At 42.6% G+C, this 14940-nt stretch carries 14 protein-coding genes and 2 pseudogenes; 2 read left to right on the top strand and 14 right to left on the bottom strand.

Annotated features, from left to right (window positions below; genetic code table 11):
• From IM322_RS16300 to cas3, 13 genes and pseudogenes are all read right to left on the bottom strand, one after another.
• A pseudogene (locus IM322_RS16300) lies at window positions 1–124 on the bottom strand (RNA-guided endonuclease InsQ/TnpB family protein); the annotation flags it as partial.
• A gap of 159 nt (window positions 125–283) precedes the next feature.
• Window positions 284–1441, bottom strand: coding sequence for a type V CRISPR-associated protein C2c8 (gene c2c8, locus IM322_RS16305; RefSeq protein WP_287672706.1), 1158 nt, complete (start codon window positions 1439–1441; stop codon window positions 284–286).
• 188 nt (window positions 1442–1629) lie between these two features.
• Complete coding sequence (gene cas6 / locus IM322_RS16310) at window positions 1630–2466, bottom strand: CRISPR-associated endoribonuclease Cas6 (RefSeq protein ID WP_287672704.1); 837 nt, start codon at window positions 2464–2466, stop codon at window positions 1630–1632.
• Window positions 2466–3026, bottom strand: coding sequence for a Uma2 family endonuclease (locus tag IM322_RS16315; RefSeq protein WP_287713263.1), 561 nt, complete (start codon window positions 3024–3026; stop codon window positions 2466–2468). Before IM322_RS16315 ends, cas6 begins: the two co-directional genes overlap by 1 nt.
• Window positions 3027–3035: 9 nt before the next feature.
• On the bottom strand, window positions 3036–3170 hold the full coding sequence (locus IM322_RS23425; protein ID WP_472434775.1) for a hypothetical protein: 135 nt from the start codon (window positions 3168–3170) through the stop codon (window positions 3036–3038).
• 6 nt (window positions 3171–3176) lie between these two features.
• Window positions 3177–3269: pseudogene (locus IM322_RS16320) on the bottom strand (CRISPR-associated endoribonuclease Cas6); the annotation flags it as partial.
• Entirely contained in the window at window positions 3269–3835 is a 567-nt protein-coding gene (locus tag IM322_RS16325) for a Uma2 family endonuclease (protein ID WP_287713264.1), read from the bottom strand. The gene IM322_RS16325 and the pseudogene IM322_RS16320, both read right to left, overlap by 1 nt.
• A gap of 9 nt (window positions 3836–3844) precedes the next feature.
• Window positions 3845–4519, bottom strand: coding sequence for a type I-D CRISPR-associated protein Cas5/Csc1 (gene cas5d, locus IM322_RS16330; protein ID WP_271971495.1), 675 nt, complete (start codon window positions 4517–4519; stop codon window positions 3845–3847).
• A gap of 55 nt (window positions 4520–4574) precedes the next feature.
• Window positions 4575–5582, bottom strand: a complete 1008-nt coding sequence (cas7d, locus tag IM322_RS16335; protein WP_287674139.1) for a type I-D CRISPR-associated protein Cas7/Csc2 — start codon at window positions 5580–5582, stop codon at window positions 4575–4577.
• Window positions 5583–5599: 17 nt separating this feature from the next.
• Window positions 5600–9013 carry a type I-D CRISPR-associated protein Cas10d/Csc3 gene (gene cas10d, locus IM322_RS16340; protein ID WP_287674138.1) on the bottom strand — a complete coding sequence of 1138 codons (3414 nt, stop codon included), beginning with the start codon at window positions 9011–9013 and terminating at the stop codon, window positions 5600–5602.
• A gap of 210 nt (window positions 9014–9223) precedes the next feature.
• Complete coding sequence (gene mntA / locus IM322_RS16345; RefSeq protein WP_287674134.1) at window positions 9224–9673, bottom strand: type VII toxin-antitoxin system MntA family adenylyltransferase antitoxin; 450 nt, start codon at window positions 9671–9673, stop codon at window positions 9224–9226.
• A gap of 17 nt (window positions 9674–9690) precedes the next feature.
• Window positions 9691–9876 (bottom strand): hypothetical protein, encoded by a 186-nt coding sequence (locus IM322_RS16350; RefSeq protein ID WP_287713265.1) that lies wholly within the window; start codon window positions 9874–9876, stop codon window positions 9691–9693.
• 350 nt (window positions 9877–10226) lie between these two features.
• Complete coding sequence (gene cas3, locus IM322_RS16355) at window positions 10227–12407, bottom strand: type I-D CRISPR-associated helicase Cas3' (protein ID WP_287674131.1); 2181 nt, start codon at window positions 12405–12407, stop codon at window positions 10227–10229.
• 99 nt (window positions 12408–12506) lie between these two features.
• Between cas3 and IM322_RS16360 the strand changes: the two genes are divergently transcribed.
• Window positions 12507–13370: a WYL domain-containing protein gene (locus IM322_RS16360; protein WP_287674129.1), complete on the top strand. Its 864-nt coding sequence runs from the start codon at window positions 12507–12509 to the stop codon at window positions 13368–13370.
• A gap of 68 nt (window positions 13371–13438) precedes the next feature.
• Here the strand turns inward: IM322_RS16360 and IM322_RS16365 are convergent, their stop codons facing one another.
• Window positions 13439–14608, bottom strand: coding sequence for an HhoA/HhoB/HtrA family serine endopeptidase (locus IM322_RS16365; RefSeq protein ID WP_287674128.1), 1170 nt, complete (start codon window positions 14606–14608; stop codon window positions 13439–13441).
• Window positions 14609–14836: 228 nt separating this feature from the next.
• On the opposite strand from IM322_RS16365, the gene IM322_RS16370 reads away from it, so the two are divergent.
• Window positions 14837–14940, top strand: a 104-nt coding sequence (locus IM322_RS16370; protein ID WP_287683512.1) for a helix-turn-helix domain-containing protein, incomplete at its 3' end; no start/stop codon positions are given.

The raw sequence follows: 14940 nt of genomic DNA on the forward strand, positions 1-14940 counted from the left end.
CTCTGTGAGAATCCATCCAGAGTCTAATGCACTTATTCCGAATGAACTGTCCTATTCTAATAGCTTCTAAGATAGCTATTTGTTGTTGTTGTGTAGCTTTAACCTTAAACTCTATGACTCGCATTGACCCGACCTCTCAATGTGTTATGTTATAACTATATCATCTCACTGTGCAAACTGTCAAGGGTATGAAATAAATTTAATTAGACACCCCTAAGTATCAATCGTGCTTCGCTGTTTTATACTGGTCGGCTTTTCATCTCATCGGTAAAACCGAGAGCCTTCAAACCGACATTTCAAGTAATGCCTTATTTAATCCAGACTTTCTTTTTTTGCCATTTTGTTTATAGCCATCGCCGTCTTCTCTTTCTTTAGGTTTTGCGGCGGCTGTCATGTTTTTTAAGTTTAAATCTTCTAAAATAACTGATTGATATTCGCTGGTGATTTTATGGGCTAATTGAGCATTTCTCCCTTTTCGCTGACGAGCAATTTTTTCGTGAACACGAGCGAGTTTAGCGTAGGTTTTACGCTGATTATTAGAGCCATCTTTCTGTCTAGAAGCTTGACGCTGTAATCGATCAAGTCGCTTTTTCTGAATTTTTGCGTAGCGTTTAGCTTCTGATTGTCTTCCTAAATCATCGGTAAATATTGCCACAGCACCCATATCTAAACCAACACATTTATCGGATTCTTTATAGATCGTGTCGTCAGTTTCAACGGTTAACTGTAGATAATATCCCGTCGCTTTACGAGTAATTTTAGCCATTCGGGGAGCTTTTCCTTGCAATCGATCGAGTCCCCGCACTTTTAATAATCCTATCTTTGAAGAAACGATAACCCCATTAGATTTAATTTTTATAGTATCAGGTTGACCATTAACAAGAGTCTCCACTTTATCCCGTCTTCCTTTGAATCTGGGAATCCCCCGAATGCCTTTTTTAGCGGCATCATAAGCGGTTTTAATCACACTTTTAAAAAAGCCTTTTTTAAACTCTGTTTCAATTTCACCGATAAATTTTGCCGTATTTTCTCGAAAGTAAAAAGCAAGTTTCTTTCTGTTGAGATAATTAACAGCATCCTTGTCAATATTTTCGGCATTCATAAAACGACGAATAGGAATAGAATTTAAAGGAGTGTATTCTTTTCCGTTACTTGTCTTTTTAAAATAGGCGATTTTACAGCAAGGATTACCGATTAAAAGCTTTTTCTCTTTATCTTTTAGGGATTTAAACTCTTTTTCGTCGTAATGCCCAGAATAACTTAACTCCCATATTTCAGGGCTAAACTCATCAAATTTATGTTTTTTGCGATAATATCTTTGTTTTGATTCTTCCTTAAGTGCGATCGAAAGATTCCAGAGTAACTTACACGCAGCCAAAGACTGATCAATTTTGCTGACCTGTTCTTCGGTGGGATGAATTTTAAACTCTAGGACTTTCATGTTAGGCTCAAAAATCAAATACTTTTACACTAGCTTTAGTTTAGAGCTATGTCAAATAACAAATTCTGCATTCTAAGGGCAAGGCCCATGAACGAGTTAAAAATCCTTGAAAACTATTTCCAGAAGACGAAAAGGACTAAAACCGACGTTGAGGGCGGCGATCGGTATGTAGTCAGATTCATCCATAACTATCTTTTATCCTTAGAAATTCTGCGAGTCATCCCCATTCCCATGGTGGTTTTCCGTCCCACTCCCGCATAGAGGGCAAAATCCGCCAGTGCATTAATCGCTTTAATCTTTGCGGGTTCCACCTCTCCCAAAAGACGATAGTGAATCTCGCCCACACAACCGATCGACTGGTTTTTATAGGCTTCGTCGGCTAATTTCGTTTGAATATCGAAAAAACTGGGAAAAATTGACTCTAGGGCAATAGAATCGAAGGGGATACCGCTATAGCGATTCCAACGACCGAGAAGGCTATTAAACACCAGTTCCCGCGTCGGTAAGGCACTATCGAATTTTCCCTGCCGGAAGGTGACGGGGGTGACGAAAAGGAAATGAAATTCCCGATTTGTTTCCGAGGCGTTTTCATACAGGTGTTGATAAGTACAGGAGTTCGCCCAGGGTTGAACCGATTGCGGGGTAGCGAGGACGCTGGTAATGACGAGATCGGCGGAACCGAGATGCCAAGGGTGTTGCGGATTGAGATTCAACCAGAGTGAGGTTAATTTACCGAATAATCGGTCATCGAGCAGAGAAATCCGCCACCAGCAGGGAGTTTCTGGGGCGATCTCCCGTTCGTGTCGCCAGCGCAGGGAATTTATCGTTATTTTCCCCCCGGATTGAATCTGTAGTGGGGAGAGGGTAAAAGCTTTATCTCCCTCGGCTGCGTGCAGGGTGTCCCCTAATTCCTGATCAACACTACTGACAAGGGTAAGAAATAGCGCATGAAGGTGTCGTCCGGTGAGAAAATTCGGATAGATCGGCGATCGGGGTGTGAGATTGAGAACGAGACTGTAGGGCATTAACTTAATCGGGCCTTGGCAAAAATTTGTCTGGGAGTTAGGGTTAAATCGGGGAGGAGAATATCGCTAATTTCGTCATCGCCTTTTTTAATCGCTGGGGGTGCGTCGGGATAGAAAATCGTGATCTGCTTGGCCCGGGGATCGACGATCCAGACGCGACTGACTCCCGCTTTTAGGTAGTCCACGGCTTTTTCGCTCAGGCTGCTGAAGGATTGTTCAGGGGAAATAATTTCGATGACTAATTCCGGAGGAACGGGACAAGCTTCATCGGTGAGGGGAATGTCTCCTAACCTTTCAGAGGAAATGTAGAGGAGATCGGGAACGGGACACCAATCTCGATCGTTTTTGCTTAGGACGATCGCCCATTCGATTCCCACTTCTCCCCGTCCTTGATTCCAGCGATCGAGTATAGAAGATAAAGCCAGAGTTAAACGAGAATGAAAGAATTTCGGTGACATTTTCGGGATCGCTTCTCCATCGACTAATTCATAGGTAATATCGCCATCGGGTAACGATAGAAATTCCGGTAAAGTGAGGGATTTAGAAGAGATAAGAGTCATGGTCAATTTTTAACCGAAGTGATAGGACAATCGAGCGGGAATTTTCAGATCGGTGCGATCGCTTATTTGGTAATATTCCCCGCGCATTCGCACATTACGGATTAAACTAACCGGTGGCATATTGATCACATCGTAGCCAATCACCTGATGGGTAAGAAATAGCGCATGAAGGTGTCGTCCGGTGAGAAAATTCGGATAGATCGGCGATCGAGGTGTGAGATTGAGAACGAGACTGTAGGGCATTAACTTAATCGGGCCTTGGCAAAAATTTGTCTGGGAGTTAGGGTTAAATCGGGGAGGAGAATATCGCTCATCTCGTCATCACCTTTTTTAATCGCTGGGGGTGCGTCGGGATAGAAAATCGTGATCTGCTTGGCCCGGGGATCGACGATCCAGACGCGACTAACTCCCGCTTTTAGGTAGGCCACGGCTTTTTCGCTCAGGCTGCTGAAGGATTGTTCAGGAGAAATAATTTCGATGACTAATTCCGGAGGAACGGGACAAGCTTCATCGGTGAGGGGAATGTCTCCTAACCTTTCAGAGGAAATGTAGAGGAGATCGGGAACGGGACACCAATCTTGATCGTTTTTGCTTAGGACGATCGCCCATTCGATTCCCACTTCTCCCCGTCCTTGATTCCAGCGATCGAGTACGAGAAATAAAGCACCAGTTAAACGAGAATGAAAGAATTTCGGTGACATTTTCGGGATCGCTTCTCCATCGACTAATTCATAGGTAATATCGCCATCGGGAGCGGTTAGCGATAGAAATTCTGGTAAAGTGAGGGATTTAGAAGAGATAAGAGTCATGGTCAATTTTCAACCGAAGTGATAGGACAATCGAGCGGGAATTTTCAGATCGGTGCGATCGCTTATTTGGTAATACTCCCCGCGCATTCGTACATTACGGATTAAACTAACGGGTGGCATATTGATCACGTCGTAGCCAATCACCTGATGGGTAAACATAACATCGAGAGGATTTAAAGGATAGGGATAGATAAATAAATCCTCTTTTTGTTTTGATACCGAAAGTTCTGTTAGTTTTACTTCCGCTTTACTCATCCATTTTCCTAAACGAATCCATTTAGGAAGTTGTAGGGGGTGACAGGAAATGATAAAACATTCAAAAACACTTTCGGGAGCGATTTCTTTGGCTCTGCCAAAACTGGGAATATTTTTCTGGGTTTTTTCCATCTCCACATGATAGTTATTATTGGCATATTTCCAAGTATTGAGAACCGCCGTATGAGCGATCGCCCGTGCGGGAGTGACATAAATTTTCTCTTCGTTAAGAGGATTTAAATGTTCTTGGTACTGTGGAATCTGTTCGGAACAGAAGTAACGATAACTATCGCTATTTACCAATCCCAAAGCATAACAGAGCGCGTAATTATGAATTACGGGTTCGGTTTCGTAGAGTCTGCCGATTTCACGGGTTGCGTAATAAAGACTATCGTGCAGTTCTAATTGACAGGAATAAATATGTACCATAACTCTTTAAAAATTGCGAGGATATAGGGTGAGAAATTACTCACCCTACTGAAATTTACGGTTTTTTAGCGGCTGGCTTTTTCTCGGCGATATGTTTCTTAGCGTAGTCTTTCGCTTCTTTATCCGCTTGCTTCAAGATCGATAAAATTCCTGCTTCCGTACCTGTGAGAGTTTTCACCTCGGTTAATAAAGGTTGAAAATTTTCCCCGATAAAATCGGTATGAACGATAAATTCTTCCGCCATTAATGCTTGTATTGCTTCGGTGGCTTTTTCCATAACTAAATCCTCGTCTAAGGGATCGATCGAGTGTAATACTTCATCGGGAAGGCGATCATATATTGCCTGTGTCCAGCGCAAATTACTAACAATTTCCCCATCGGCAAAAATAACACCAATAAGCTCATTTCTTACCCGTCCCGTCCGGGTAGTTTGCGCTCCGTAGTGACGGGTACGCAGGATGTTATTAAAAACGTAGAGAAAACCCGCTTCTGTCGGATCTTTTAGGGTGACAATACTAGGGAAAAACACCTGCGGACGGATGTGATCCTGTTGGTTAATTCGGCTAGTCACTTCACCTACTTTTGTGTTATTTTCTCCCTTAGATGCCATGGTACCATTCTCGTAGGGAGCGTTTAAAGTAAAACTTTCATGGGATTCATCAAAGGGTGTGATCGAAAAAGCCGTATCTACTACTACTTTCGATTTTTCTGAACCAGAATCACCGATGGCAAAACCATAAATAATACAGTCGGGGTTATTCATGGCAAATTTTACATTATATTCACATTCTTCGGCGGTAATTAATCCGTAGTTTCTGAGTAATTCTCGACCGACTAAACGTTCTGGAGTTGACTGTTTTCGTTTAAACATCGATAAACGACTAATAGTTTTATTCTTGTCAATTCCCGCACGAACACGAGCTTTATTTAACTCTCCATCTGTTTGAAATAGGGGATAAGATTCCGTGACTCGAATCGTCAAAAAGTGAACATATTTTCCTATCGGTTTGTAGGGAATCTCGCCATGAAAGAATTTAGAATCGAGGGTTTTCAGTAAAGACATGGTAGGTACTCCTTGAATTAATTATTGTTTTCAGAATCTTCTTCCACAGGTTGACCCTGGGCTTTTAACTCTTGATTTTCTCTGTCCTGTTCGAGACGGTAAAGAAATTCGCAGGTATCGCGAATGAGGTTTAATTGTCTGCCGGCTAGACGCGCTCGATCGCCCTTAAAAGAACCCTCGAACACATTGATCACAAAATAATGAGCAAAAGACAATATTTTCTGTCTTTCCTGTTCTCGATCGGACAGAATCCAACGACCTTCTGCTGTAGAAGCATGAACCCGATTCATTAAGCTGGCCACTTCCGCCGCTACTACATAAACTAGGGCTTCTCCCTGATACATTCCTCCTTTGAGAATCGTATCGGCGGCCACATTGATCGGTTTTAAAACTGCGTTCGCTTTCGGATTATATTGTTTATTAGCTCGATAGAATTGACGATACAATTCGGTTAATTTTTTCGGGTGATTTAACGGGGATTGCTCTTCCATATTAATTGTGAAATTAGAACGGTGAACTTCTGTAACGTAAGGATCGAAACAAGGATAAAAATCGTAGAGATACAGAGCGATTCGATTAGCGCTCGGTATATCGGCATCTTTGCCCCGTTTCCACTGTTTAAGGTAATGAAAAACATAGAGAGGACTGGTTTCTAAATTGATAGCGAGTTCCGTTAATTTGCCCCAATTGGGGTCATAACCCGTCTTACCCTGCTTTGCGTTCACGTCCAAATGAATATAATAGGCTGCGGTTAGGGTATTTAAGGGTGCGGAATATTTTTTTCCTTCTTCCTCCCAACTTTCTAAGATGTAGTCCAAGCGAAATAAATCTCGTTGAACTAAAGCTCGAAGTGCAGGTGGCGCACCATCGAGAAAAACAGTTTCCTGGAATTCCGCACCATCATTAAAGGGAGGAATAGGAGACTCAGAAACCACCGTTTTAACATCCAAGATCATCGGGAAAGCTAATCCTAACCATGCCGGCATAATCCATGATTCCGTGTCGGTTATTTTTTTATCTTTCCCTTTAACTTCAGGAGGAAGAGCCATAAAGTAGAAGGTGAGAGGTTGCTTTTCGGGATAGGAGAGTTTGAGAGATCGATCCTTTATTGAAGTATTGTTGAGATGAAAAATATCAAGACTCCGATATTGGTCTAATTCGAGATGTGCTTTTAAGTCTTTACTAATGAAATGATTACGAACATCTGTATCGAAGCGAGATTGTTTGATTTCCTCATAGACTTGATGCAAGAACAAATTGGTTTCTGGAGTACAGTAGTAGGTAGGATAAAAATAAATATAACGATATTTAGCATCCTCAAAATTTTTTCCTACCGCTTCTGTCTCGCTCATTAAAATTTGCCGTAACATGAATTCGATTCCTGCGATGCTGGAAATGTTACGTTTAGCGTTAGAACCTCCTAGATTTTGTTTATTAGTGTAAACTTGGGGAGTGAACAAGACTGCCGATTCCATCTGCTCAGTTACGCTATATGCGGAATGGGATATAGAGCAAAGTGCTGTTTTTCCCCTTCCCGATTTTTTAGCATTTTTATAGCGTTGAAATTCTTCAAAAAATTTATCGGGTGATCTGGTATCTGTCTGTTGATTTGGTAACATGACTACTTGTTTAACCCACGCGCGTAAATCATCCCATCCATCGAAAACTTGATAATCGTTTAAAATGGGTTCGATCGAATTGCGAAGATGGATTAATAATTTTTGACATCTCGGTTTAATTTCTTCATTTCCGATTCCTACATTATGCTCTAAATACTTAGCGGCCAAATAATACCATTCTAAAGGTAGTCCACCTGTATTGCCTTTTAATTTACGTTCCTTAAGACTATCATTTATTCTTTGAATCTCCCGAATGGCGGGAATATAGCTTAGTAAATCCCAATGTTTGGCGACTTCAAGCATAAAATCGAAGTCAGGCGGTTTGGGAATGTTTTTATCCCGCTTACAGACTTCTAGAATTTGAGAGACTTTCTCATCCCATATTTTACGGCTGATTAAATCACAAAACTCGGCCATCTGATCGATCCGAATATCTTCTTTAAACTCGAAATTATATTGATCGGATAAAATTCCTAACTTTTGAAATTTAACTAAAGTACCGCTTCGATCGCCAGAAACAGGCTTTTTCCCATCTTTCAGAATTTTTAGCGTTGCATCTAAACCAACGTCCATCAATTCGAGGGTGTTAAAGAATAAATGATAATATTCTGCGTATTTCATTCCCTTACCATCTCGATTAAATCCTGTCTGTCTAGTTCGCAATTCTCCGATACAGAGAGAATTGATTTTATCAACCACTCTTTCGGGAATATTATCTACCGATATTTCTGGTGCATTACGGGAGGTTAGATAAACTACTCCAGTCGGTAAATATAGTAACGGTTGATAATACTGCTTTTCGGGGGTGTTGAGACTGACATATTCATCGATAAGAGCGTTATTGATAACATTAGTTAAGACTCCTCGATTTTCCGAGATAGCGTGATAGGTTAACTTCAAATTTCTATTACTCAATCGACCTAGAATGTCGTCTAAGCTAGAACTTAAAGCGTCTTGAGGATGCTTGACTATGGAGGATATCCGATCGGCTAAACAAGCTAATCCAGTTAAAGAAAATAATTTATCACCTCTCGGTTTTAATTTAGGAGATAGTCCATCATGAATGGAGAAATTCCAGTTAGTTCCCCAACGAATTTGCGCGTTGTAAGCTATCACCAGTAAATCATCTATGTATTCTCGATATACTTCTGGATTTTCTGGATCGATAAAAATATCTAATTGTAGATAACGAACCATCACATCAATAATTTCTCGATGTTCTTGAAGAGATAATCCTCGAATTTCTGGCAAATTTTTGTACTTTTCAGGCATCTGTGGAAAGCGATCATAATTAAATTTCTCGAAATCATGTAAAATAAATCCCGCCATACCCAATCTTCTATCAAATTCTTTGATATATCGTTTAATAGTTGTGTCTAATTTTTCTATTTGTTGTTCGATTAAGTTGGCTGCGAATAATCCATTCAGGATGTGAGTGCTTAATGATTGGTCGTGCAAAGCTCGATCGCTTTTTAAATTTCCCTCCGCTATTTTATTCTCGATCCATTTACCTCCTTTTGCAGTCACACCAGCAGCAACTTTCAAGAAATTAGGCAATACATACTCGGCAAAATCCATCATAACAGGATCTTCAGGATTCTGCTTAATAATTGCTTCTTTAAAGAGTTTAGTCGTTAAAAATTCTTTTTGAATCTCTTCTTCATCTCGGTTAGAATCTGGTGGCTCTTCTTCCTCTTCCTCATAATTATTTATATCCTCGTTTTCGTCTTGAAAGGATTCAATATTATCTCGATAGTCAAAAATGTTTAATTGTTGAATCTCTTGACTTGTTTCTTTTTTCTTTCTAGCCATTATCCTGCTCCTGTACATCTAATTAAGTGATGATTTGTTGGATATAAATAGGGAATTGTTTTTAAGTTTTAGGGATAGATTTAAAAACAATTTCATGATCAATTTACTCATTTTCTTGATAATCGATTAACTTGATAGACTCGAAACATTTCAGGCGATCAAGATATTTAATCATCAAGCTAATTCTTGATTCTACAATCTCTCTTTCCATCATTGCAAACCCCATTTTTTTAACCAGAGATGAATACTTTCTTTCTGGGTTTTACGAAACTTGGCGGTATCAGCATATACCTTCCACGCTCGAACACGGAATTTAAGAAACTCGCCAACATGACTTTCGTAAATAAGTTTTCCATCTCGTGCGACTTGATAACCGATAAGGGGAGAACAGCGATCAAGTTCAACAAGATCGATTGCGTCCCTATTGATCTTTAATACTTCACTCAGGTAGTCAAGAACTTCTAGATATCGCTCGGATTTTTCTCGATTTTGTTTCCGCTCGATTTTTTCGTCATATAGAACCGCAAAATCCCAATCACTACCGTCGTGATTTTTTCCGGTCGCTCTAGAACCGAATAAAACTAATAGTTTGACATAGGGAATATTTTCTGGAAGTTGAGAGGATAACTTTTGGGAGTTTTCTAAAATAGAATTAGCCATGATTTTCTAACCGAGTATTAATCTTCTAAGTTTTCAGTAAGGACTTGATGTTCTAAGTCGGCGGTACGATTCTTGAAATATCGATATTCAGCTAGAATCCCACCGAATGATTCCTCCAGTTCATCCAACTTCCTTTGAATACGCTCGATTTTCTCTTCTTGCGCTTGTTGAATTTGAAAGATTTTTCGATGTTGATGCTCCATTTCATTGAATGCGATCAATAGGTAGTACATAAAGTTGCATGGCTCCACCGTAATTTTAGATGAGTTCGCTAAATGACTGTTTGAGGATTGCATAGGCGGCTCCTTCTATGGTTCACCCATCAATTATAGCTTCTCGAATACTAATCGAGTATATAAAGACCATTATGAAATCAACTCCCCGATTCTGCTACCCTGAGCAAGGGAAAGTAAACCTCCTCGACTTCCGTTAAGTGAGTAATAATGCCTATTAGGTATTGAAACTTTATCTACTCGATTAGAGATATGGTTATATTTAACTTTCCTGTCATCGCCCATAAGGTGATGAGCAAACCCTAATAGGGATAACAGTTCTAGCAGATCCATGAGTCTCCTCCTTTTTCCTTGAGACGGTAGGCTTGGGTATCGAGTAGCAGTGCCGATTGACCGAAAGCTATAGAGTAAGGTGCGGAGGTTTTCTCACGACCGAACTCGTCTATGGGATAAATCTGAAAGTGCATCGGTAGCTGGAGACGTTTTTTCACCTCCTCGACTGGGTGCGGAACCAGATAACTGACGAGATATCTGGTTTTCATCCGCTCGTTAATCTGCCGATAGGGACAGGGATAGACTTGAATACCCCGTAAAACCTGCACTTTCCAGCTATTCGCCAGTTCTCTCAGGTCTCCCCCGTAGCTAAATCGCCATGGTCGTCTTTCTGGACGATATCTCAGCAACTTCATAAACGCGAGGCAGTGGCGAAACCGTCCCTTGGCAATCGGTTGTTGAAGACGGGCCGCGGTTGACTCTAGAAGTCGGAGGTAGTCCGCTTGGGTCATCGGTTCAATGTCGAGATTGCTGAGGATGCCGGGTAAATCGTAGGTTTTGAAGTAATCACCGGGCCAGTCTTCGTATGCTTCATCGTACAACCCGCAGGAAAGCGAGCTAGAACCTCGAAAGCTACTCGCGTCCTCTTCAATCGGGCTTTTCGAGTCTTGTCCCGATAGCTGTTGCCAGTCCTCTCTCCAAGTTCGTAAACATCCCCTCACCCGGCCCAGACTCGTTTGGAAAACTTTCTGACAATCCTCCTCAAACGCGACGCGACTTTTTGGGTAATTATCCCGAATCGTTTTATGATTCAACTTGCTACTGATCGCCACGGACTGCACTCCCGCCCAACGGCAGAAATATCCCTGAAAGTTATTGATATTGCGGTATTTATCCCGAATTTGCTCATTTAAAAACGGGCGATCATAGAGGACATTTCTCTCTAAAGGAGGATGTTCGCCGAGAAATAATCGCTCGACCAAAAAGTTAGGCGTGAGCGCATGGGCGGTAAAATTGAGGAAGGGTTGATCGTCACTCTGTCCATCGTGTCTGCCGAGCCGTCCCAAGCGCTGGATAAAACTGCCCGAATCTGCGGACTCGAAAATTAAAAAGTTAATCCGGAAATCTACTCCCACATCGATCGTACTGGTTCCGAGAACTAAATCGGCTTGTAACGATTCATTTTTTTGCGTTTGTCCCGTTAAACCAGTATTTTCTTCCACTGTCAACGGATGGAGCAAGTTCTTAAACTCTCGGATTAAGCGTTTGACAGAAGCGATCGAATTGAGAATGATCGCACCTTTACTCCCCGGATATTGCAGAAAATAGTCACGAATTAACTGCCAGTTTTCTCGTAGCCAGGTTTCCGTCGCCCCGAAAGTAGAATCTATAGGAATAAAATTTAAAGTTATCTGTCGAGCGATCTGTCGCCATCCCTGCGACTCTAATTGTTGTTTTTCCGCTTCTGAATCGGGAAAACGGTACTTTTCACGCTCGTAAGGGTTAATCTCTCGAATTTCCTCGGCAGCGAACACGGTTTTCAATCGTTCGAGTAGTTGTTTTTCTGGGGTGGCAGAAAGAAATAGATGTTTGCGTTCATTTTTAGTGTGACGCATCAATAGCATCGTATTAATAACACTCGCGATCTGTGGCGCACTAAAAACATGAAATTCATCGTGTATAAAAAGATTGAATTTAAAGTCTAAAGGACTCCAAAGTTTATCGGGGGCATCTTTAGGAGTAATATAAGCGTGACGATGGAGATAATGTAAAATATCAGGATTTGTGAGGATAATATCCGATTGGTCAATGCGGGTTAAAATGGCGTTGTCTTTCCGAATGTCTTCACTTTCCGCGTAAATTTCCAGTGTTGCACCACTCAATCGACTAATGCGAGGATCGTTATTAGGTCCGAATCGATCGATATAGCCTTGAATTTGACTTTCCTGATCTCTAGCGAGTTCATTGGTGGGATAGAGTCCGATCGAATAGCGGATAGAATCATCGGGTTTCACTCCCTGCATCGCGTCGAGATACGCGGCCAGACTTTTCCCGTCCCCCGTCATGGCCGAATTGATGATTACCGCGACATCGGGATCGTTTAGTGCTTTCCAGGTCTCCACCTGATGCCACGATAACCGCCATCCTTGGGGAACCTTGATCCCGTCTGGGATATCGTCTGCGGGACAGGAATAGACTGGCTTGAGTGTTACTTGATAATTTACCATGAATTTCTGTCCGTAACTCCTTGCTATCTTCCATGATAACCACGATAATAGGGATGGACAAGTACCTAAACAGAAAAAGTGTCCGTATGTTTATAAACTATGAGCCGGATAGGACAATCAATCACTTTATCGGTCAGTGAAAAAGAAAAACAGGCCCTAGAAATCCTTGCCAGTGAATTTGGGCTATTTTGGGGAGATAAACCGAATATATCGAAGTTAATCAAAGAAATTGCCCAGAATAAGCTTAAAATCGCTCCTAATCACGACTGGAAGCCCGATCGCTTGCAGATGCTCCAACAGGCGATCGATTCTCTTATTGATGCCGGACAAATCCCCATCGCCCTAGAACTAACTAAACTACTATTAGAACGGAGTGAACTGTCGGGACCCTTACGGAAAGAGCTAGAAGGCCGCCTCGATAATCCTCCCCCACCATGGCGGCTGGAACTCGATCGCTGTATTCTCCGACAACAACCGTTTCAGTTATCCTATCAGGATGCGGGCGATCGACTCTGGCAATTCCATCTTTACCATGCCGCTATCAATCGTCACGAGGAGCGGCTATATCTCGACTGCTGGTGCGAGGAAACCGAGGGAAATCAAGATATTTCCGAACTACACCATAATTGGAGTTTGCGGCTCGATCGAATCCCCAACGATTCCTTAATTACCCCGATCCCTAAGGGCAAGTGGCGCAGTCAGCTTGATAGCGTCTCGGCCGAGTTTCACCTGTTCGATGGATTAGCTCGATCGTACCGGACTAAAACCGCTATCGATATCGCCAACGAATTGATCTCGATCGATCCCCTCGTCCGGCAGATTACCCGACAGGTAACGAGTAGCTTCTGGTTTTTCCGCGAAATTCTCCCCTACGGAGAAGATTGCTTGCTGATCTCCCCGGAAAAAGTCCGCAAGCGTTTCTATGACAAGTTGCAGCGGCTTTATCGGCGCTACGAGTCCTGAAAAGATTTTCGTCGCTGCTCAATCAAGGCATGAAAACTCACATCTGATAACTGATCACTGACTGCCGATTACTGATTTGACATTTGGGCGGTGATTACGGTGAGATCGATCGCCCTTTCGCCCCTTCTGATCCTGAGGGGTAAAGATTGACCGATCCCGGTTTTTTCCACCATTTCCTGTAACTCAGCGCCATCGCTAACCGGTTGATTATTAGCTTTAACAATCACATCCCCGCGACGGATCCCGGCTTTTTCGGCGGGGGTATTGGGTAGGACTTTCACCACCAAAATTCCCGACACTTTCGGGACGATCATGGCAGAATTGGGGTTTTGATTATTAGCCCGGGCTAAATCGGGAGTTAGATTAACCATCTGCACACCGATATAGGGATGGGCCACCTTTTGACCTGATTCTAGGGTCGCTTGTAACTGCTTGGCCCGGTCGATGGGAATGGCAAAACCGATGCCCATGGCATCGGCACGAATCGCCGTATTGATGCCGATGACTTCTCCTTGGGCGTTGAGTAAAGGACCGCCGGAATTACCCGGGTTAATAGCGGCATCGGTTTGGATAAAATCAATGCGTTTATCGGGAATACCAGCCTTAGCCGCCGAGCGCCCGATCGTGCTAATAATTCCTAAAGTTACCGTATTATCTAGACCGACGGGATTGCCTACTGCGATCGCCCAGTCCCCCACTTGTATGGATGCGGAATTGCCGAGGACGGCTACAGGTAATTTTTCCCCTTGGGGATTAATTTTCACCACGGCTAAATCAGTGATCTCATCAGTACCGCGTACTTCTCCTTTGAAGCTACGACCATCTTTTAATGTCACCGTTACCTTATCGGCATTATCGACCACATGGGCATTAGTTAAGATTAAACCACTGCCATCGATAATAAAACCCGATCCCTGGCCAGCCACTCGCTGCTGTGTCGGGACACGAAACTGTTCCCCAAAAAACTCCTGAAAAAAAGGATCATCAAAAAAGGGGCTATTGGGACGAGTAATGATCGCTTCGGTGTCAATTCGCACTACTGCCGCACCCGTGCGCGCCACTGCCTTAGCGACAAAACTTTCCGCCGTCATCTCCGGGGGAATTCTGGCCAGATCGGCGGCATCGCTGGGCAGATTTTGAGCATTTACCGCCGCTAAACTGCTAAAACCGAGCATAATTCCCAGAAAAGTTGCCAAAGCATGGGTAATAGTTCGCCGTAACCCTGTAGGAAGTTTCATACTTTGATCTCTGATTCTGATGTTTTGACTGTTTCTGTCTATTGGTTGACAGACGGACTATTAAAAATCTAACAAATCGATCGCTCCGATTAAATCGATGGTTGACACCAAATCCGCCAGCAGACGGATTTGGTCATCGAAAATTTTGGGTCTGAAACCCCGTCGTAGAACGACGGCTTTACCGTTAAATATTAGCGCATTTACCAAATATATGCTAAAATGTGAGACATGGAAAAAGCCTACTCGTTTCGATTTTACCCCACACCAGAACAAGAGTCGCTATTGCGGCGCACCTTGGGCTGTGTAAGATTAGTTTACAATAAAGCTCTCCA

Origin of the sequence: Microcystis sp. M109S1, assembly GCF_020247025.1 — a bacterium.
Lineage (GTDB): Bacteria > Cyanobacteriota > Cyanobacteriia > Cyanobacteriales > Microcystaceae > Microcystis.

Coding starts and splice junctions, on each gene's coding strand:
- cas6 (WP_287672704.1), bottom strand. CDS start 2,466: ATGCCCTACAGTCTCGTTCTCAATCTCACACCCCGATCGCCGATCTAT.
- IM322_RS16365 (WP_287674128.1), bottom strand. CDS start 14,608: ATGAAACTTCCTACAGGGTTACGGCGAACTATTACCCATGCTTTGGCA.
- cas3 (WP_287674131.1), bottom strand. CDS start 12,407: ATGGTAAATTATCAAGTAACACTCAAGCCAGTCTATTCCTGTCCCGCA.
- IM322_RS16360 (WP_287674129.1), top strand. CDS start 12,507: ATGAGCCGGATAGGACAATCAATCACTTTATCGGTCAGTGAAAAAGAA.
- cas7d (WP_287674139.1), bottom strand. CDS start 5,582: ATGTCTTTACTGAAAACCCTCGATTCTAAATTCTTTCATGGCGAGATT.
- cas5d (WP_271971495.1), bottom strand. CDS start 4,519: ATGGTACATATTTATTCCTGTCAATTAGAACTGCACGATAGTCTTTAT.
- IM322_RS16350 (WP_287713265.1), bottom strand. CDS start 9,876: ATGGAGCATCAACATCGAAAAATCTTTCAAATTCAACAAGCGCAAGAA.
- c2c8 (WP_287672706.1), bottom strand. CDS start 1,441: ATGAAAGTCCTAGAGTTTAAAATTCATCCCACCGAAGAACAGGTCAGC.
- cas10d (WP_287674138.1), bottom strand. CDS start 9,013: ATGGCTAGAAAGAAAAAAGAAACAAGTCAAGAGATTCAACAATTAAAC.
- IM322_RS16315 (WP_287713263.1), bottom strand. CDS start 3,026: ATGACTCTTATCTCTTCTAAATCCCTCACTTTACCGGAATTTCTATCG.
- mntA (WP_287674134.1), bottom strand. CDS start 9,673: ATGGCTAATTCTATTTTAGAAAACTCCCAAAAGTTATCCTCTCAACTT.
- IM322_RS16325 (WP_287713264.1), bottom strand. CDS start 3,835: ATGACTCTTATCTCTTCTAAATCCCTCACTTTACCAGAATTTCTATCG.